Consider the following 17723-nt stretch of genomic DNA (forward strand, 5'->3'; position numbering starts at 1 on the left):
CCGGTCAGCAGGGCACGGGGCATCAGTCCCGGTGATAGGGGTGACCGTCGAGAATACACTGGGCCCGGTACAGCTGCTCTGCCAGCAACCCACGCACCAGCATATGCGGCCAGGTCATCACCCCGAAGCTCAACAGCAGATCGGCCCGCTGCCGCACGGCGTCGGAATGACCGTCAGCCCCGCCGATCAGAAAGGCGACACAGGGCACCGCCTCATCCCGCCAGCGGCCGAGTCGGTCAGCAAAGGTCCGGCTGTCCAGTGCCTTGCCGCGTTCATCCAGAGCCACCACCCGAGCCCCGGCAGGGACGCAACCCAGCAGCAGCTCCCCCTCCCGCGTCATCCGCTCGGCGACGGGCAGGGGGCGCTTTTCCTCGACCTCACGGACCGTCAGGCCCCCGCGCAGCCGCCCGGCATAATGCTCGAACAGACTGCGCTCCGGCCCGGCCTTCGACCGGCCAACAGCGGCAAGAAGAGACTGCATCCCAGGTCTGAATCAGGAGAAATCAGCAGAATCCGGGCCCGGCACGCCAAGGCTGGCGGCATAGGCGTCCCGGCTGGACTTTTCCCCGACCGGGGCAGACAGGCTGGTGCCTCCCCACATCTTTTCAAGATTGTAGAAGGCGCGCACTTCCGGACGGAACAGATGCACCACCACATCCCCGGCATCCAGCAGGACCCAGTCACAGGTCTGAGTGCCTTCGACCTGCGCATACAGGCCCATGCCCTTCAGTTTTTCCTGCAGGTGGTCCGCCATGGCGGCAACATGGCGCGGCGAACGGCCGGAGCAGATAATCATGGTGTCGGCAAACGAGGACTTGCCGCGCAGATCCAGCACGATGATGTCTTCGCCCTTGTCGGCATCCAGCGAGGCTTCGATGAACGCAGCCACCGACATGCCGGGCTGCACCGCGTCAACGGTTGTAGAAATGGTGGAACTCCTGTCCGGATCGCGGACTGATGATTGAGGAAAGAAAAGGGTACACAAATAAAAAGACACTACATCGCCACCGCCCGCAAGGCGGTGGAAGATGCAGGATGTCGGCGGATTGGCAGGAACACCCACGCCGGTGGCGGCAGATCCGCCAGCCGATGGGCCCGCCACGCCGGGCAGCGGGCAGCGGCCAGACGGTGGGCTGCCTGCCCGGCCAATGCCGCCCCAGAATACGGCCCCCGGTCAAGAATCGCAACCGGCACCGTCCGGAAGATCTCGGTCCAGCGGTGCCAGTGCGGTATCTGCACCAGATTGTCAGCCCCCATCAGCCAGACAAAGGCCACCTGCGGAAAACGCTGCCGCAGGGTGTGCAGCGTATCCACAGTATAGGTGGACCGGAACGCCTGCTCCGGGGCCCAGATCCGGATCCGCCGCTCTGCGGCCACAACCCGGCGAGCCAGTTCCAGTCGCTGCGCCAGCGGGGCCGTTCCGGTCCGCGCCTTCAGCGGATTCTGTGGTGACACCAGCCACCAGACCTCATCCAGCCCCAGCCGGGTCAACGCCATCTTGCTGATATGAAGATGTCCCGCGTGGGCCGGATTAAACGACCCGCCCAGCAGCCCGACCCGCCGCCGCCGCGAGTCGCCCCACGCTGACGGCGGCACAGGACCAGATGGAAGGATTACGGGCGGCACTGTCCGTTTCCGCGTACTTTGTACTTAAAGGTGGTCAGCTGCTCCACCCCAACCGGGCCACGGGCATGCAGCTTCCCGGTCGAAATGCCGATCTCCGCCCCCATGCCGAACTCCCCGCCATCCGCGAACTGGGTAGAGGCATTCCACATCAGAATCGCCGAGTCGAGGGCGTTCATGAACGCTTCCGCCGCATCGGCATCCTCGGTCAGGATCGCTTCAGTATGCTGGCTGGAGTGGGCACGGATATGGGCGATGGCCTCGTCCAGACCATCCACCACCTTCACCGACAGGATCGCATCGAGATATTCCGTGTCCCAGTCTTCCGGCGTTGCCACCTGCATCGACGGCACCAGCGCCCGCGCCGCGTCATCACCCCGCAACTCACAGCCCGCCGCCTGCAGATCGGCGGCAATGCCGGGCAGCAGAGCCGGGGCAATCGCCCGGTCAACCAGCAGGGTTTCGGTTGATCCGCAGATGCCGGTACGGCGCATCTTGGCGTTCATCACCACCGCCTTCGCCATCGCCGGGTCAACCCGTTCGTGCAGATAGGTATGGCAGATCCCGTCAAGGTGTTTGAACATCGGGATCCGGCTTTCAGCCGATACCCGCTCAATCAGGGATTTTCCGCCACGCGGCACAATCACATCCACGTACTGGTCCATCCGCAGCAGCAGGCCGACCGCCGCCCGGTCAGTGGTCGGTACCATCTGGATGGCATCGCGCGGCAGCCCGGCTTCGTCCAGACCGGCGTGCAGACAGGCGAGAATCGCCAGCGAGGAATGATAGCTTTCCGACCCACCGCGCAGAATAGCGGCGTTGCCAGCCTTCAGGCACAGTCCGCCCGCGTCGGCGGTAACATTGGGGCGGCTTTCATAAATGATGCCGATCACCCCCAGCGGAGTCGAGACCCGGTCAATCGTCAGGCCATTGGGGCGCTGCCACGACGACAGCACTTTACCCACCGGATCCGGCAACGCCGCAATGTCTTCCAGACCTTTGGCCATCGCTTCAATACGGGCATCATTCAGCAGCAGACGGTCCAGCAGCGCCGGTGTCAGCCCTTTCGCCGTTCCCGCAGCCATATCTTTAGCATTGGCATCGCGGATGGTGGCAGCACCGGCCCGGATAGCAGCGGCGGCGGCGGTCAGGGCAAGGGTGCGTCGCGGTGACGGCGCGGCAGCCAGAGCGGTCTGGGCCGCCCGGGCCTTGCGGCCAAGGTCGGTCATCTGCGCTTCAAGGGTCTGCTGCGTGGTCATCACGGGCACCTTTCGTTTTAGCCTGTTGGGGTGGCCTGTTGGGGTAACGTCTTGGGAATTCAGTCGATAGCAAGGTCGTCGCGGTGGATCAGCTCCTCGCGACCACGGTAGCCGAGGATATCCTCAATTTCCGAACTCTGGCGGCCACGGATGGCACGGGCATCCTCAGCACTGTAAGCGGTCAGGCCCTTCCCCAGCAGAGTACCGTCAGCGGTTTTCACCGCCACCGCATCCCCGCGCTGGAAGTCGCCCTCAATGGCAGTCACCCCGGCAGGCAGCAGGGAACGCCCGTCGCGCAGGGCCTTCACCGCCCCGGCATCGACAATCACACTGCCCAGCGGTTTGATCGCGCCGGAAATCCACTTTTTGCGGGCCGCGCGCGGGGTGGTGGAGGGCAGGAACCAGGTGCAGGGCCCCCCTTCGGTCAGGGCCTGCAGCGGATGCATCGGCTTGCCCGGCGCAATGGCCATCGCACAGCCCGCCCCCATGGCAATCTGCGCCGCCAGCAGCTTGGTCACCATCCCACCGGTGCCGACTCCGGGCCGGGCCTCACCCGCCATGGCCCGCACGTCCGGCGACAGTTCGCGCACTTCCGGGATCAGCCGGGCGGTGGGATCAATCTTCGGATCAGCGGTGTAAAGACCATCAATGTCAGAGAACAGCACCAGCGTGTCAGCCCCGCACATCATTGCGACACGGGCCGCGAGACGGTCATTGTCGCCAAAGCGGATTTCCGTGGTGGCGACGGTGTCGTTTTCATTGATGACCGGCAGCGCCCCCAGCTTCAGCAGAGTGTCGAGGGTGGCGCGGGCATTCAGGTACCGGCGGCGGTCTTCCGAGTCGCCAAGGGTCAGCAACACCTGAGACACGATGACCCCATGATGGGCCATCACATCCTGATAGGCATGGGCCAGACGGATCTGACCGGTGGCGGCGGCAGCCTGCTTCTCTTCCAGCTTCAGCACACCGTCAGGCAGACCGAGGTGGCGGCGGCCAACGGCCACCGCCCCGGAAGACACCACCACCACCTCCACCCCACGCTGGCGCAGGGCGACGATATCTTCGGCCAGACTTTCCATCCACTGACGGTGGACGTGGCCGCTACGCTGGTCGACCAGCAGGGCCGAACCAATCTTGAGAACCACGCGACGGGCCTGCGACAGGCGATCACGGGAAAGCAGGGGTTCGGCCACAGCGGTCATGGACGCCATTCTCCGTCTTCGGTGAGAGGAGTGGACCAGCCTTTCTCCTCGTCGTCTTCATCCTCATGGGCTTCAGCGGCATCGTCTTCATCGACGATTTCGTCATCCCAGTCCTCGTCGTCCCAGTCCCCGCCTTCGTCATCATCGGCCACCGGCAGATGTTCAAAGCGGCGGATCCCGGTGTTAGAGGCCTCACGCGGGCCAAAGCCCCGCGCTTCACGGTCGGATTTCACAAACTCATTCAACGCCCGCAGGATATCGGTCAGATTCATCCCGGCGATGCTGGACATCGCCATCACCGGGCGGCCCCCGGCAGCCTCACTGACAATCCGGCACTGCTCTTCCGTCAGCTCCGGGAACAGGGCGTCGATCTTGTTCAGCACAATGATTTCCGGCTTGCCGACCAGATTGCCACCATACGCTTCCAGCTCATGGCGGACGATGCGGTACGATTCGCCCGGATCATCGGCGGTGCCGTCGATCAGATGCAGCAGCACCGCAGTCCGTTCAATGTGCCCCAGGAAGCGGTCACCAAGGCCGTGGCCTTCATGCGCGCCTTCGATCAGGCCGGGAATATCGGCAATGACAAATTCATCGCCATCCACCGACGCCACCCCCAGATTCGGGTGCAGGGTGGTGAAGGGATAGTCCCCGATCTTCGGGCGGGCGCGGGTCACAGCGGAAAGGAACGTGGACTTCCCCGCATTCGGCAGACCGACCAGACCAACGTCAGCGATCAGCTTCAGACGGAGCCACACCTCAATTTCCTCGGCCGGTTCGCCGGGGTTGGCATGGCGCGGGGCCTGATTCGTCGACGACTTGAAGCGGGCGTTCCCCCAGCCCCCGTTGCCGCCGCGCAGCAGAACCACACGCTGACCGGGCTCAACCATATCCGCCAGCAGGGTTTCTTCCGATTCGTCGAACACCTGCGTGCCGACCGGCACCTTGATGATGCAGTCGTAGCCGTCACGGCCGGTCATGTTGCGCCCGGCGCCATCGTGACCGCGTTCGGCTTTGAAATGCTGCTGATACCGGAAGTCGATCAGGGTGTTCAGGTTGGCCGCAGCCTCCAGAATCACGTCGCCACCGCGTCCGCCATCCCCGCCATCGGGGCCGCCGAATTCGATGAACTTTTCCCGACGGAAGCCGACGCAGCCATTGCCGCCGCCACCGGACTTCACAAAGATCTTCACCTGGTCGAGAAACTTCATGACTCTGACCCTTCCCTTAAATCCTGAACACCAGACAGTACCGGGACCATCAGAACACCAAAAAGGGGAATGGTATTCCATTCCCCTTTTCGACCGAAGATCCGGTGCGGATCGGTGTTATTCGGCCGCTTCGGCCGCCGGAACTACCGACACGAAGGTGCGGCCCTTGAAGCCCTTGTGGAACTTCACATTGCCGTTCACCACCGAGAAAATCGTGAAGTCGCGGCCGAGGCCAACGTTCTCACCCGGGTGCCACTTGGTGCCACGCTGACGGATGATGATGTTGCCGGCGAGCACAGCTTCGCCGCCGAACTTCTTGACGCCAAGGCGTTTGCCTTCGGAGTCGCGGCCGTTACGGGACGAACCGCCTGCCTTTTTATGAGCCATTGCTCTGCTCCTTTAAACTCTGCGCTACGCGCGAATATCAGCCGGTGATGCCGGTGATCTTCACCAGAGTCAGGTACTGGCGATGACCGTTCTTGCGGCGATAGTTCTGGCGACGCTTCTTCTTGAAGACGATCACCTTTTCGTCACGGAACTGCTCCAGCACTTCAGCGGTGACGGCGGCGCCGTCAACCACCGGAGCGCCGACCTTGTCGCCGACCAGCAGGACCTGGTCGAACGTCACGGAAGCGCCAACGTCGGCAGCGAGCTTCTCAACCGCGACGATGTCGTTCTGGGCGACCTTGTACTGCTTGCCGCCGGTCTTGATGACTGCGAACATGATGGTGCAACCTTTACGTAAGACATGGGCCGGGCCCGGTGGGGCCCGTTCGAAAGAGGGCGCAATAATACGCAGGGGGTCGCCTCTGTCAATGGGGACAACAGCGAAAAATGACTCTTTTTCGACTGTTGCCGGACATGGCATCGCCCTGCGGCACACGCCGCGCGCTCACCATACGGAATTTGTGAAAAAACACCAGCCTTGTCATATGGCCGTCACTCAAAACGCGGCCCCCGTCAGCCCCCGCCATAAAAATGGCAGACCGGGGAAAATTGCCCCTTGCCAAAACACAAGAGCCGGGATACGTTCCGCCCCCTCCGATGACCGCTGACACATTGTGTCGCTTCATTTTTTTTCGGAACTCTGCGGAGAGGTGCCGGAGCGGTCGAACGGGGCGGTCTCGAAAACCGTTGTACCCGCGAGGGTACCGTGGGTTCGAATCCCACCCTCTCCGCCATTCCCTTGCAGGGCCAAATAGATGGCCTTGCATCTCAGGAATGCTTCCGAAAACAGAACCCGCTTCGAACGCATCAGGAAGCCTCGCGCAGATCAGCCGGGGCTTTTCATGTTTGTCTTCAGTGATCCTCCGCCCGAATAGATCGCCCGCGTGAGATCTTCGGGGAATCGCCCCCCCGGGGACTGCCCTTCCAGTCCTGCATTGGTAAAAGCCACCACCGTCATCCGGTTGGCATGGTCCACAAACCACGAATGCCCATAGGCCCCACCTAACCGCCATGTGCCCACCGATTCCGGTGAGCCTGCCGCCGCAGGATTGCGCAGCACCGTAAACCCAAGAGCGAATCCACGCCCCGGCCACGGCAGCAGATCCATTCCGGGCGTCTGATCCGTCGCCATCGCCGCGACCAGTGCCGGAGATAACAGCGGCTGGCCGCCCTGCCGCAACACCTCAAGCACCCTGAGAAGATCGCCTGCAGAACCGATCATTCCGGCCCCACCGGACGCAAACGCCCCCGGATCACAGGCCCGCGCCAGCGACATCCGCAGGCCCTCGGCTCCGTCAAGAAAAGGCAGCGGAATAATCTCAGGATCGGCCATCCGCCGCGACACGCCACCCTCATGGATATACCCGGTCGCCAGACGTGCCGGATCGGCAACGGCAAACCCGGTGTCCGCCAAGCCAAGCGGGCCGGTGACAAGGGCCCGGATGGCATCGGCCAGCGGCTGCCCTGTAACAGTCTCGATCATCAGCCCAAGAACATCGGTGGCAATGGAGTAGCCCCATGCCGATCCGGGAGCAAAGAGCAACGGGACCGACGCAATACGCCGGACATTCTCTTCCAGAGTGAGCGGGGAAAGATCCATCCCGTCGGAAATGCCAGCCCGGTGGTAGGGGCCATCCGCAGGCTCCAGAAACCCATATCCTAATCCTGCGGTATGACTCAGCAGATGGCGGACCGTGATCGTGTCAGCCCGGCCATCCGGGGAGAGCGGCCTGAAGTCAGGCAGCCAGTCCGTGACGGGGGCATCAAGGGTAAGCAGGCCCTGCCCGATCAGCGCCATAACGGCAACCGAGGTATAAACCTTAGAGACAGAAGACAGCCGGAACAGCGTCTCCACCGCCATCGGCTGGCCTACGTCGCGGTCAGAAAAACCGGCCGCACGGCTGTAGAGGAGTTCGCCATCTTTGGCGATCAAAACAACCGCCCCAACGACCCGCTGCTCTGTCAGCGCAGTCTCAATAACGGCATCAACGCAGCCTGACAGGCTGCCGCCCATGATGAGTGACATGATAAGATCCTGATTCTATTAGAGTGAAGAGGCTGAAAAACCATGACGTCTGGCACACCAGACAACGGTCAGGGCTGGCACCAGCAGGCCAAGCAGGGCGACCGGAAAGGTGGCGGCCCCCACAGTTTCAAGTAACAGGCCCCCGGCCAGACCGCCCCCCGCAATCGCCACATTCCAGACCGTGACGAGCATCGACTGGGCGACATCGGCGGCATCCCCAGATGCTCGGGCAAGCGCGGTCTGAAACAGCGTGGCCGCTCCGCCAAAGGACAACCCCCAGACCGCCACAGCGCCATAGAGTACCAACGGGCTGCCCTGCCCCATCCAGAGGGCAAGGGCGGCAAGGGCAAACAGGGCCGTACTGACCAGCGTCAGACCGCGCAGACGCCGGTCAATCAGCACCCCGACACCCCAGATCCCCATCAACGACATGACGCCGAAGAGCAGGAGGACGTGATCCGTCCGGTTCTCCAGCCGGACCGCCGACAGAAACGGGGCGATATAGGTGTAAAGAATGTTGTGAGCGAGAACGAACGCCAGCGTCACGAACAGGACCGGGCGAACCCCTGCCCTGCCAAGCACACCAAACAAAGAGGCCCGCCGGTCTGGTGCCTGTCCCGAAAAATCAGGAACCTTCGCCAGAATCCAGACGATCAGGATCAACGTCATGCCACTGATCCCCACGAAGCAGGCCCGCCACCCGATGACAGACCCGATGAAGACCCCGGCGGGAATCCCCAGAGACAGGGCAAGCGGAGTCCCGGCCATTGCGATGGCAATCGCCCGCCCCTTCAGAGAATCAGGCGCCATCCGGGCCGCATATCCTGCCAGAAGCGCCCACAGGAGCCCTGCGGAAGCACCGGCGATAAAGCGCGCCACCATCGTCAACCCATAGCGGGTCGAAACAGCCGTGATTGTATTGGCAATGACAAAGCCAACCACCGCCGTCAGCAACAAGGGTCTGCGGCGCAGAGACTGTGTCGCCATCATCAAGGGAACCGCCGCAAGCAGCGAACCAACGGCATAAGCGGTCACAAGCTGCCCCGCCAACGCGTCCGGAACCCCAAGCCCGGCACCGATCTGTGGCAGCAGGCCTGCGGGAAGAGCTTCGGTCAAAGTCGTAATGAATCCTGCGCTTGCCAGAGCAAGCAGGCCGGAGAGCGGCAGCCGTACGCCTACGGCATGGTTCACCGGCGTCATCCCATCCCCCCGTGGTCTGAGGCAGACCCACCGGAGGGGCGCAGCACCATGACAGAAAAAAAGAAAGCCTTGAGCATACAGTGACCTCCTACGCGATGAATGCAGACGGCCATCAGTATGCGGCAGTGGAAGAAGCGGAAAATCAGGCTACAATTCCAGAGACTTCAGAATAATTTTCCATAATAGCGAGATCGACTTGGATACGCTGGGATCGCTCAATGCCTTTGTTCAGGCCGCAGAAACCCGCAGTTTCACCATCGCCGGGCGACAGCTCGGCCTATCCCCCTCAGCGGTTGGTAAGGCGATCGCCCGGCTCGAAGAGCGGCTTGGAGTGCGCCTGTTCCACCGCTCCACCCGCACGGTCACACTGACACCGGAAGGGGCACTGTTCCTTGAACGCTGCCGACGCATTTTCTCGGAATTTGAGCAGGCGGAGCTTGAGCTGTCTCAGACACGGGCCGCACCACGGGGCAGGTTGCGCGTCAGCCTGCCCTTGGTCGGCATGCTGATGATGCCGACACTGTCCGCCTTCATGCGGGTCTGGCCCGACATTGATCTTGACCTCGACTTCACAGACCGGCTTGTGGATATCATCGACGAGGGCTTTGATGCGGTGATCCGCACCGGAGAGGCAGGCGACTCCCGGCTGATGACACGGGTGCTGGGAAGCTTTAGCTACCAACTGGTCGGATCACCCGCCTATTTCGCCGCCTATGGCATTCCCCGGCACCCCTCTGACCTCGCGGGCCATCGCTGCCTGCGGCACCGCTACCCAAGCACAGGCAAGCTGGAAGACTGGCCCCTTGCCACCGATCAGACCGGAACCCCGGTCACTCTGCCGACAGCGGCCACGTCCAGCGCCATTGAGCCTTTGGTTTACATGGCCGAACAAGGCCTTGGCATCGCCTGCCTGCCTGATTTCGCGGTCCGTACCCAGCTTGCAGCAGGCACATTGGTCAGCGTCATAGACAAGACGGTCCTCCATTCCGGCACCTTCCGGGTTCTGTGGCCCTCCAGCCGCCAGCTCTCGCCAAAAATCCGCGTCTTTGTGGATTTCATGGCAGAAACCCTGCTCCCTCAGCCAACTCCATAAAAAAACGCCCGCCATCGTACAGGCAGGCGCTTTTTCCCTACTCTCGTCAGACGGGCTTACTGGGTGTTGCCGGTTGGGAAAATACCATTGGCAATCCCTTCAGCAGCTTCGTCAATTGTGGCCTGAGACTGGTCGTAGAACGCCCCATAGCCCCCCGGATTAGAATTCCGCTGAACATCAAACCTGCCAATGACAGCACCGGACTGCACATCAACAACATCAACCGAGGCATACAGTTTGTTAGACCCGGCAAACACCCCGACAAACACCCGGGCAGCACCATCGACAATCTCATATTTCGTAATCCGGATGACCAATCTTGCCGGCTGCACTCCCTGCGGTTTTTTAGCCGCAAGAGCCGCCTGTACGGCCTTTTCCAATTTCCGGTCCAGATCAGCCGGGGCCTGAACCCCTGCCGAGACCGTCGCCTTCACCTCTGACACCCGTAATTTTGATTGCACGTCTGAAGGAATCGCCTGCTGCGGCACAACCGCTGTTGAACAGGCAGACAAGGCCAGAAGGGCCAGAAAACTAAGGATAAGACGGTTCACGTTTGACGCCCCTACACGGATGAGAAAACGCCCACCGGATACCACTATAAAGATATTTTATCCATTCAAATTAAATCTATGATTTATCATCTACCCCTTATACAGCCGGGCCAGCCCTTCTGCGGCATCCTGCATCGCCTGCCGCAATTCGGCTGGCTCCAGCACTTTCAGATCAACCCCAAAGCGCAGAAACTCTCGTGCGGTATCGTGCAGAGACCCAATCGGAACAGTCACCTCCTGCCAGCCATCCGCCCCCACATCATCGACCAAACACAAACGGGCACAGGCATAGGCGCTCAAATAATGCGGCACCAACACCCGCCCCCACTCAGACAGCCGAATCCGGGCAGTGCCGGTATACATTTCCTCCGACAGCCGCTCCGTCGACTGCCGCCAGTAGGCTGCAAGATCAAAATCCTCCGGGGGGCTGAAAATCGCATCGGTCACCAGCAGGTCATGAACCCGGGCCACCCGATAGGTCCGCACCGATCCTTCCGTGCGGGCGGCCATGTACCAGGCCCCGCCCTTCAGCACCAACCCCAGCGGCTCGGTGGTGATCTGCTTTTCCTTCTTCCAGCTGCGATAGCGCATATGGACCCGTTTGTGATTCCACACCGCGTCAGACAGCGACGCCAGATGATCCGGAGATTCGCCTTCACTGAACCACCCCGGCGGGTCGAGATGGAAGCGGTTGCGCAGACGGTCAGCACTGCGGCGTAACTCTTCCGGCAAAGCCACGGCCAGCTTGCGCTCGGCGCTGGCCACCACCGCCCCCAGCCCCAGATCCGCCGCCGGGCCGGGCAGGCCGGTCATGAACAGGGCTTCGGCTTCAGCCGGAGACAACCCGTTCAGCCGCACCCGGTATCCCTCCAGCAGGCGATAGCCGCCTTCCGGCCCCCGGTCAGCATACACCGGCACCCCGGCCAGGGTCAGATGGTCGATATCCCGGTAAATCGTCCGCAGGGACACCCCGGTTTCCGCCGCAAGCTGCGGGGCCGTCACCCGCCCGCGTGCCTGCAGCGTGGTTAAGATCGTCAACAGACGGCTGGCCCGCATGATGTTCCCCGGATTTTAAAATTTCATCCATAAACATGACAGAATCTGACAGGTATGTCGCCGTACTGTCAGGCCCGGATCACCCCGGCCCTTCCGGCCCTGACTGAGGAGCATCCCGATGACCACCACAGATCCTGTCATCCTGTATTACTGCCCGCAGACCCGTGCCTCCGGCACCCGGGTCATGCTGGAAGAGCTGAAGGTCCCCTACACCCTGCATGTCATGAACCTGAATGCAGGAGAGACCCGTAGCCCGGATTTTCTGGCGGTCAATCCGCTGGGCAAGGTCCCGACCATCCGCCACCGGGAAGCCATTATCACCGAACAGATCGCCATCGCCCTGTATCTGGGGGATACCTTCCCTGACGCCGGACTGGCCCCGGCTTTTGATGATCCCACCCGGGGCCCGTACCTCCGCTGGATGGTCTATTACGCGGCCTGCTTTGAGCCGGCTGTACTCGACCGCGCTAACGGCCATGATCCGGGGTCGCCGTCGCGGTCGGTGTATGGTGATTTCGCGACCATGCTGAGTACCTTTGAAGCTGCCCTGACACCCGGCCCCTATCTGCTGGGGGATCGTTTCAGTCTGGCTGACATCCAGTGGGCAACCGCCCTGCAATGGACCCTTCAGTTCGGTCTGGTGCCGGAACGTCCGGCCCTGCGGGACTATGTCAGCCGGGTGACTGACCGCGAGTCTTTCCGGCTGGTGTGGGCTGATGATATCCGGATCCTCGAAACCCAGCAGCCCACACAGCCCTGATCCTGTTCCCGCTGCCCCCTCCGGTGACGTATAAAAAGCACCTGTACTCACCGGAGGGGAACAACGGGATGTGGACCCGGACACAGATCCTGAATTTCTGGCGGGAAGAAATCCGCCAGCTGGTGACGGTGCAGTCCAGCGACCGCCCATGGCAGCTGCCGGTGGCCGCCGCGCTTGCCACCGGCCTGCCCCTGCTGGTCGGGGCATGGTTCGGGCATCTGGCCTACGGTCTGGTCTCCTCACTGGGCGGACTGGCCATGCTCTACCTGCCGCGCACACCGCTGCATCACCGGATGGTGGTGGTGATGGCCGCCGCCTTCGGCATGACCGGCTGCTACGCACTGGGGCTGATCAGCCACCAGATCCCGGCCCTGATGATGCCGATGCTGGTGTTCATCACCCTGCTGGTCACCATGGTCTGCCGATTTTATCGGCTGGGGCCGCCGGGAAACCTGTTCTTCATTATGGCGGCCTCAATCGGAGCATACTCTCCGGCTGACGTACCACACATTCCGCTGATGGTTGGCCTGCTGGCGATGGGGACCCTGCTGGCCGTTCTGATCGGTTTTTTCTACAGCCTGCATGTGCTGCGCTTTCACAGCCCGCTGCCGGTCACGCCACTCCCGCCCCCCACCTTTGACGGTGTGGTGGTGGAGTCGGTGGTCATCGCACTGGCCGTCGGGGCCTCGCTGGGACTGGCACAGATCTTTCAGATGGAAAAAGCCTACTGGGTCCCTGTCAGTTGTCTGGCCGTGATTCAGGGGGCCTCACTGCGCGCCGTGTGGAGCAGGCAGCTGCACCGGATCCTCGGCACGGCGATCGGGCTTGCCATCGCGCTGGCGGTGCTGTCGCTGCCGCTGACACCCTGGACCATCCCGCTGATCATGATGGCTTTGACCTTTGTGATCGAAACTGCGGTGGTACGCCATTATGCGTTCGCCGCCGCCTTTATCACCCCGATGGCGATCCTGCTGGCAGAAGCGGCAACGCTGGGGCACACCGACCCGATGCTGCTGGTCCATGCCCGCTTTGTTGACACCTGCCTTGGCAGCGTCATCGGTCTGGCCGGGGGGTACTGCCTGCATCATACGGTGCTGCGCAGCCGGATCGGCACAGCCCTGCGACGGCTGATCCCCGCACGGTTTTTAACCTGACAGGACAGATCGCTTAAAACAGAAACGGGCAGACCCTTCAGTCAGGCCTGCCGCATCGGCGCGGTGATCGCGGTCAGATGATCCGCCACCGCCCTCACCCGCGCGGACTGCCGCAGATCCGGGTGCAGCACCAGCCACAGGTCGCGGGTTGCCGCAGGGGCCTCACACAGACAGCACAGACCGGGCAGATCCTGTGCGATCATCTGCGGCAGGGCTGCCAGACCCAGCCCGGCCTGTACGCCGGAAATCAGTGAGGCCAGATCATTGGTGCTGAGGGCTAAGGGCCGGGAGCCGCGCACAGTATCCAGCCAGACCTGCTGCGGTGACCCGGACAGCCCGGCATTATAGCCAAGGAAGACCCGGTCCTCCTCCGGCACCGCCTTCAGATAACTATCCGCCCCATACAGACCAAAAGACATCCGGCCCAGCCAGCGCGCCACCAGACCGTCTCCGTCCGGGCGTGACAGACGCAGGGCAAGATCAGCATCGCCCCGACTGAGGTTGGCAAAGCCGCTGTCGCCGCTGACATCCAGAAATAATCCGGGATGCGCCTGCCGCAACGGCAGAAGACGGGGAACAAGCCACTGACTGGCAAAAACCGGCGGCGCACTGATCCGGACCAGCCCCTCCAGACGGTCATCGCCACCGCGTGCCTGCCGTTCCACGGCCAATACCGCTGCTTCCACCGCCGCCGCCCGGTCCCGCAAGGCTTCGCCTTCCTGCGTCAGCAGATATCCCCGGGGCAACCGGGTGAACAGCTTCAGGCCAAGATGAGTCTCCAGCGCCGAAATCCGCCGGGAAACCGTCGCATGATCGGCTTTCAGCCGTCGGGCTGTTTCCGACAGACTGCCACAGCGGGCCAGCTCAATGAAAAATCGCAGGTCATCCCAGGTATGCATGGCCTCCTCCATCGGTGCATATTTGCACAGAGAGTTTGAGAGTATACCGAATTTTCCATGCCTCAGGAGGGGCGTAGGGTCTGCCCTCTCCGGCAGGCACGCCGGTTTCCTCCCCCCTGAGTCATGAGGCCATTATGCCGACATCCCCATCCGATACCGTCACCGCCTGTCAGGTCGTCCTGTCCCAGCCCGGTGGCCCCGAGGCACTGACCCTGCGGTCTGTTGCCCTTCCCCCACCGGGGCCGGGGGAAGTGCTGATCCGCCAGACCGCGATCGGCGTTAACTTTGTTGATATCTACCACCGCACCGGACTCTATGCGCTGCCGCCGCTGCCGGTTCCGCTCGGGGTGGAAGGCTCCGGCGTGGTGATCGCCGTCGGTCCCGGCGTCACCACGCTGTCAGAAGGTCAGACCGTTGCCTATGCCGGTCTGCCGGTCGGCGGCTATGCCAGCCATCGTCTGCTGCCGGAATGGCAGGCCATGCCGGTGCCGGACGGCATTGCGGACAGTGCCGCTGCCGCCATGCTGCGGGGCATCACCACCCATATGCTGCTGACCCGGGTGTTCCCGGTCGGGCCGGACACCACCCTGCTGGTTCACGCCGCCGCCGGAGGGTTAGGGCTGATCCTGACCCAATGGGCACGACGGCTGGGGGCCACCGTGATCGGCACCGTCGGCTCAGAAGACAAGGCGGCTCTGGCACGGTCCTTCGGCACAGACCACACCATTCTGTACCGTCAGCAGGATTTTGTGCAGACCGTGCGCGACCTGACCGGCGGACAGGGGGTGGACTATGCCATTGACGGTATTGGCGGTGAAACCCTGCGCCGGACGCTGGACGCGGTCCGCCCCTTTGGCATGGTTGCCAGCGTCGGTCAGGCCAGCGGCAGCCTGCCCGATATTCCCCTGACCGACATCGGGCCGGGGCGGACCCTGTCGCTCAGCCGCCCCAGCGTGTTCCGCTATCTCAGTGATCCGACGACCTACCGTACCGCAGCGGCAGCCCTGCTAGCGCAGATCGGGCAGGGGCTGCGTCCGGTGATCGGGCTGGAGCTGCCCCTCGATCAGGCCGCCGAGGCACACCGCGCACTGGAAGCGGGCAGAACCTGTGGATCCATTCTGCTGCGCCCCTGATGTCAGATGAACCGCAGCCCCGGCCTGTCAGCGCCGGGGCTGCGCCTGCCTTTACTCCGCCGGTTGCGGCGCGGCCCGGAACACCCAGCGGCGGAACAGACCATCCGGCAGGCGATGAACCAGCCGCGCCAGCACCACCATCACCAGCACCGCCAGCACAAAACGGCTGACCAGCACACCGGACCAATGCCCCCCCATTGCCAGCAGCAGGGCGGTGTCTTCGATCAGGCTATGGCAGATCGACATAAACCAGACCGACAGCACCACATCCCGCTCCGGCAGATGCCCGGCCCGCGCTTCAGAGATGATGAGACCACCGCCGTAGGTCAGACCAAGCAGGGCCCCGACCATGGTCAGCGGCCCCGCCACCGGCGACATCCCCATCAGCCCCAGCACCGGCTGCAGAAGACGGGTCAGAAAAGCGGTGACACCCAGCATATCCATCAGGCGCAGCACCACCAGCAGCACCACAATCACCGGAAAGATCATCAACAGCGACTCGGCGGAGTCGATTGCCCAGTGCAGCCAGTCACCGGAGGGGGTCGCCGTCGTGGCAATCATCACCGACCCCGGTTCCTGCAACACCCCGGCCGCCTGATAGCCCAGATTCAGCAACGCCCCATGCAACAGGGCAAACCCGACCCGCAGCAGCAGGGTCAGGGTCAGGCTGGCCCCGGCCTTCTGCGCCACCCGCAGCTCAACCGGCAGATTGTGGGCCGCCAGCATCATACAAGCCAGAATCGTCAGATCCGCCGTGGACAGATCGAGTGTTGGCAGCAGTCCCAGCAGAACGGCAATACCGCCATAAATGCCGATCAGGCAGGTGGTGGCAAACACCAGCCCGGTCGCGGCAGGCAGGCCGACCAAAGCCATCACCGGGGCAAACACCAGCCCCATCAGATCAATCAATCCGAAATGAACGGCGATTCGCACCACGATCATCACCGGGACCATAATCTTCAGCAACGTCCAGTACAGACTGGCCGACTGGGTGACAATCATGCGGAAAAACGCCGGGACAGACGCCGGAGCGGGAGAAGACATGGCGGAAAGACCTGACAAGAGACAAGGACGGGATCCGCTGATTTGTAGCCGCACTGCCCTGAAAGAGGTGGTCAAAGTTTGCGTCTGGGTGAAATATTTCACCAGAAACAGATCATTTCCGGTGAAAGATGCCACTCGACCGACTCGACCGCAAAATTCTCTCGATTCTGCAACTGGATGCCGGACTGACCAATGCCGCACTGGCGGAAAAAGTCGGGACCTCCCCCTCATCGTGCCTGCGACGGGTGCAGCGCCTGCGCGACTCCGGCGTTCTGCGGCACACGGTGGCGCTGGTCGACCCTGCCGCTGCCGGGCGCAGCCTGACCGCATTGGTGGAGGTGTTTCTCGATCATCACGGGGTGCCGCAGCGACAGGATTTCGTCCGCCGCCTGGTGCAGGAACCGGCGGTGGCGCAGGCATGGGCCGTCACCGGAGAGCCCGACGTGATGTTGATGATGCATCTGCGGGACATGCAGGAATATCAGGTGGTCTGCGACCGCCTGTTCGGCCATGATGCCAATGTCGTCAGGTTCCGGTCTCTGTTCGTGATGGAAACCTACAAGGCGGAGACTGCGGTTTCTTTCAGCGAAGACTCCTGAAAATGGCCGGTCTTTACTCCGGCAGCCTGCCGGAACGGCACATCAGGGCCGGGTTTGATCAGGACGCTTCTGGTGATTTCACTTGACGGAACCGGTTCAGATCTATATCTACCGGCCTTCCTAAACCGAGTTTCATACCGAATTTGCAGAAGAGGATAGGATCATGGCTCGTCGTTGCGTCGTGACCGGCAAAGGCGTTCAGACCGGTAACAACGTCAGCCACGCCAATAACAAGACCCGCCGGCGTTGGCTGCCCAACCTTCAGGTGACCTCTCTGGTCTCCGAATCTCTGGGCGAAACCGTTAAGCTGCGCGTGTCGACCAATGGCCTGCGCACCATCGAACACCGTGGTGGCATCGACGCCTTCCTGTTGGGCACTGCCGCTTCCGAACTGCCGACCGATCTGCGTCGCATTAAGAAGCGCGTCGAAGCTGCCAAGGCCACTGCGGCCTAAGCCTTCTGCTCG

At 62.6% G+C, this 17723-nt stretch carries 20 protein-coding genes and 1 tRNA gene; 7 read left to right on the top strand and 14 right to left on the bottom strand.

What is annotated here, in order from left to right:
• Nucleotides 1-22 precede the first annotated feature (22 nt).
• From rlmH to rplU, 8 genes are all read right to left on the bottom strand, one after another.
• On the bottom strand, nucleotides 23-481 hold the full coding sequence (rlmH, locus tag G365_RS0111380) for a 23S rRNA (pseudouridine(1915)-N(3))-methyltransferase RlmH (RefSeq protein ID WP_019645657.1): 459 nt from the start codon (nucleotides 479-481) through the stop codon (nucleotides 23-25).
• Nucleotides 482-493: 12 nt separating this feature from the next.
• On the bottom strand, nucleotides 494-895 hold the full coding sequence (gene rsfS, locus G365_RS0111385) for a ribosome silencing factor (protein ID WP_081628536.1): 402 nt from the start codon (nucleotides 893-895) through the stop codon (nucleotides 494-496).
• Nucleotides 896-996: 101 nt separating this feature from the next.
• Entirely contained in the window at nucleotides 997-1626 is a 630-nt protein-coding gene (locus tag G365_RS0111390; protein ID WP_051089884.1) for a nicotinate-nucleotide adenylyltransferase, read from the bottom strand.
• Nucleotides 1614-2882, bottom strand: a complete 1269-nt coding sequence (locus G365_RS0111395) for a glutamate-5-semialdehyde dehydrogenase (RefSeq protein ID WP_019645660.1) — start codon at nucleotides 2880-2882, stop codon at nucleotides 1614-1616. Before G365_RS0111395 ends, G365_RS0111390 begins: the two co-directional genes overlap by 13 nt.
• A 59-nt stretch (nucleotides 2883-2941) precedes the next feature.
• Nucleotides 2942-4093 carry a glutamate 5-kinase gene (proB, locus tag G365_RS0111400; protein ID WP_019645661.1) on the bottom strand — a complete coding sequence of 384 codons (1152 nt, stop codon included), beginning with the start codon at nucleotides 4091-4093 and terminating at the stop codon, nucleotides 2942-2944.
• Nucleotides 4081-5295 (bottom strand): GTPase ObgE, encoded by a 1215-nt coding sequence (gene obgE / locus G365_RS0111405; RefSeq protein ID WP_019645662.1) that lies wholly within the window; start codon nucleotides 5293-5295, stop codon nucleotides 4081-4083. The genes proB and obgE overlap by 13 nt, the downstream gene beginning before the upstream one ends.
• Before the next feature lie 117 nt (nucleotides 5296-5412).
• Nucleotides 5413-5682, bottom strand: a complete 270-nt coding sequence (rpmA, locus tag G365_RS0111410; protein WP_019645663.1) for a 50S ribosomal protein L27 — start codon at nucleotides 5680-5682, stop codon at nucleotides 5413-5415.
• Between the two features lie 37 nt (nucleotides 5683-5719).
• A complete protein-coding gene (rplU, locus tag G365_RS0111415; protein WP_019645664.1) occupies nucleotides 5720-6019 on the bottom strand; it encodes a 50S ribosomal protein L21 in 300 nt (99 codons plus the stop codon).
• 367 nt (nucleotides 6020-6386) lie between these two features.
• On the opposite strand from rplU, the gene G365_RS0111420 reads away from it, so the two are divergent.
• A tRNA-Ser gene (locus G365_RS0111420) sits at nucleotides 6387-6476 on the top strand.
• A gap of 92 nt (nucleotides 6477-6568) precedes the next feature.
• Here the strand turns inward: G365_RS0111420 and G365_RS0111425 are convergent.
• Both G365_RS0111425 and G365_RS0111430 read right to left on the bottom strand, forming a co-directional pair.
• Nucleotides 6569-7768 (bottom strand): serine hydrolase domain-containing protein, encoded by a 1200-nt coding sequence (locus tag G365_RS0111425; RefSeq protein ID WP_019645665.1) that lies wholly within the window; start codon nucleotides 7766-7768, stop codon nucleotides 6569-6571.
• A gap of 18 nt (nucleotides 7769-7786) precedes the next feature.
• Nucleotides 7787-8968 (bottom strand): MFS transporter, encoded by a 1182-nt coding sequence (locus tag G365_RS0111430; RefSeq protein ID WP_043742225.1) that lies wholly within the window; start codon nucleotides 8966-8968, stop codon nucleotides 7787-7789.
• 196 nt (nucleotides 8969-9164) lie between these two features.
• Between G365_RS0111430 and G365_RS0111435 the strand changes: the two genes are divergently transcribed.
• Entirely contained in the window at nucleotides 9165-10061 is an 897-nt protein-coding gene (locus G365_RS0111435) for a LysR family transcriptional regulator (protein WP_019645667.1), read from the top strand.
• Nucleotides 10062-10117: 56 nt separating this feature from the next.
• Here the strand turns inward: G365_RS0111435 and G365_RS0111440 are convergent, their stop codons facing one another.
• Together G365_RS0111440 and G365_RS0111445 are read right to left on the bottom strand one after the other, a co-directional pair.
• Nucleotides 10118-10612: a DUF4410 domain-containing protein gene (locus G365_RS0111440; protein WP_169545123.1), complete on the bottom strand. Its 495-nt coding sequence runs from the start codon at nucleotides 10610-10612 to the stop codon at nucleotides 10118-10120.
• A gap of 90 nt (nucleotides 10613-10702) precedes the next feature.
• Nucleotides 10703-11668: a helix-turn-helix transcriptional regulator gene (locus tag G365_RS0111445; protein WP_019645669.1), complete on the bottom strand. Its 966-nt coding sequence runs from the start codon at nucleotides 11666-11668 to the stop codon at nucleotides 10703-10705.
• A gap of 118 nt (nucleotides 11669-11786) precedes the next feature.
• Here G365_RS0111445 and G365_RS0111450 point away from each other — a divergent pair, with 118 nt between their 5' ends.
• Together G365_RS0111450 and G365_RS0111455 are read left to right on the top strand one after the other, a co-directional pair.
• Nucleotides 11787-12428, top strand: a complete 642-nt coding sequence (locus tag G365_RS0111450) for a glutathione S-transferase family protein (RefSeq protein WP_019645670.1) — start codon at nucleotides 11787-11789, stop codon at nucleotides 12426-12428.
• Nucleotides 12429-12496: 68 nt separating this feature from the next.
• Complete coding sequence (locus G365_RS0111455; RefSeq protein ID WP_019645671.1) at nucleotides 12497-13582, top strand: FUSC family protein; 1086 nt, start codon at nucleotides 12497-12499, stop codon at nucleotides 13580-13582.
• 41 nt (nucleotides 13583-13623) lie between these two features.
• On the opposite strand, the gene G365_RS0111460 is transcribed toward G365_RS0111455, so the two are convergent.
• Nucleotides 13624-14481 carry a LysR family transcriptional regulator gene (locus G365_RS0111460; RefSeq protein WP_211217684.1) on the bottom strand — a complete coding sequence of 286 codons (858 nt, stop codon included), beginning with the start codon at nucleotides 14479-14481 and terminating at the stop codon, nucleotides 13624-13626.
• A gap of 134 nt (nucleotides 14482-14615) precedes the next feature.
• On the opposite strand from G365_RS0111460, the gene G365_RS0111465 reads away from it, so the two are divergent.
• The gene (locus tag G365_RS0111465; RefSeq protein ID WP_019645673.1) at nucleotides 14616-15614 is read left to right on the top strand and encodes a quinone oxidoreductase family protein; all 999 of its coding nucleotides are present in this window, start codon (nucleotides 14616-14618) and stop codon (nucleotides 15612-15614) included.
• A 51-nt stretch (nucleotides 15615-15665) separates the two neighbouring features.
• Here the strand turns inward: G365_RS0111465 and G365_RS0111470 are convergent, their stop codons facing one another.
• Nucleotides 15666-16658 carry a hypothetical protein gene (locus G365_RS0111470; protein ID WP_019645674.1) on the bottom strand — a complete coding sequence of 331 codons (993 nt, stop codon included), beginning with the start codon at nucleotides 16656-16658 and terminating at the stop codon, nucleotides 15666-15668.
• 128 nt (nucleotides 16659-16786) lie between these two features.
• Here G365_RS0111470 and G365_RS0111475 point away from each other — a divergent pair, with 128 nt between their 5' ends.
• Together G365_RS0111475 and rpmB are read left to right on the top strand one after the other, a co-directional pair.
• Nucleotides 16787-17257 (top strand): Lrp/AsnC family transcriptional regulator, encoded by a 471-nt coding sequence (locus G365_RS0111475; RefSeq protein ID WP_019645675.1) that lies wholly within the window; start codon nucleotides 16787-16789, stop codon nucleotides 17255-17257.
• A gap of 163 nt (nucleotides 17258-17420) precedes the next feature.
• Nucleotides 17421-17711, top strand: a complete 291-nt coding sequence (rpmB, locus tag G365_RS0111485) for a 50S ribosomal protein L28 (RefSeq protein ID WP_026345295.1) — start codon at nucleotides 17421-17423, stop codon at nucleotides 17709-17711.
• Nucleotides 17712-17723: the final 12 nt, after the last annotated feature.

The sequence above is a fragment of the Novispirillum itersonii subsp. itersonii ATCC 12639 genome, from assembly GCF_000381985.1.
GTDB lineage: Bacteria > Pseudomonadota > Alphaproteobacteria > Rhodospirillales > Rhodospirillaceae > Novispirillum > Novispirillum itersonii.

Bases quoted from the DNA above. Each gene is read 5' to 3' on its own strand.
- rlmH (WP_019645657.1), bottom strand. From the start codon at position 481: ATGCAGTCTCTTCTTGCCGCTGTTGGCCGGTCGAAGGCCGGGCCGGAG.
- G365_RS0111455 (WP_019645671.1), top strand. From the start codon at position 12,497: ATGTGGACCCGGACACAGATCCTGAATTTCTGGCGGGAAGAAATCCGC.
- proB (WP_019645661.1), bottom strand. From the start codon at position 4,093: ATGGCGTCCATGACCGCTGTGGCCGAACCCCTGCTTTCCCGTGATCGC.
- G365_RS0111460 (WP_211217684.1), bottom strand. From the start codon at position 14,481: ATGCATACCTGGGATGACCTGCGATTTTTCATTGAGCTGGCCCGCTGT.
- rpmB (WP_026345295.1), top strand. From the start codon at position 17,421: ATGGCTCGTCGTTGCGTCGTGACCGGCAAAGGCGTTCAGACCGGTAAC.
- G365_RS0111470 (WP_019645674.1), bottom strand. From the start codon at position 16,658: ATGTCTTCTCCCGCTCCGGCGTCTGTCCCGGCGTTTTTCCGCATGATT.
- G365_RS0111425 (WP_019645665.1), bottom strand. From the start codon at position 7,768: ATGTCACTCATCATGGGCGGCAGCCTGTCAGGCTGCGTTGATGCCGTT.
- obgE (WP_019645662.1), bottom strand. From the start codon at position 5,295: ATGAAGTTTCTCGACCAGGTGAAGATCTTTGTGAAGTCCGGTGGCGGC.
- G365_RS0111430 (WP_043742225.1), bottom strand. From the start codon at position 8,968: ATGACGCCGGTGAACCATGCCGTAGGCGTACGGCTGCCGCTCTCCGGC.
- rsfS (WP_081628536.1), bottom strand. From the start codon at position 895: ATGTCGGTGGCTGCGTTCATCGAAGCCTCGCTGGATGCCGACAAGGGC.
- G365_RS0111450 (WP_019645670.1), top strand. From the start codon at position 11,787: ATGACCACCACAGATCCTGTCATCCTGTATTACTGCCCGCAGACCCGT.
- rplU (WP_019645664.1), bottom strand. From the start codon at position 6,019: ATGTTCGCAGTCATCAAGACCGGCGGCAAGCAGTACAAGGTCGCCCAG.
- rpmA (WP_019645663.1), bottom strand. From the start codon at position 5,682: ATGGCTCATAAAAAGGCAGGCGGTTCGTCCCGTAACGGCCGCGACTCC.
- G365_RS0111395 (WP_019645660.1), bottom strand. From the start codon at position 2,882: ATGACCACGCAGCAGACCCTTGAAGCGCAGATGACCGACCTTGGCCGC.
- G365_RS0111475 (WP_019645675.1), top strand. From the start codon at position 16,787: ATGCCACTCGACCGACTCGACCGCAAAATTCTCTCGATTCTGCAACTG.
- G365_RS0111465 (WP_019645673.1), top strand. From the start codon at position 14,616: ATGCCGACATCCCCATCCGATACCGTCACCGCCTGTCAGGTCGTCCTG.
- G365_RS0111445 (WP_019645669.1), bottom strand. From the start codon at position 11,668: ATGCGGGCCAGCCGTCTGTTGACGATCTTAACCACGCTGCAGGCACGC.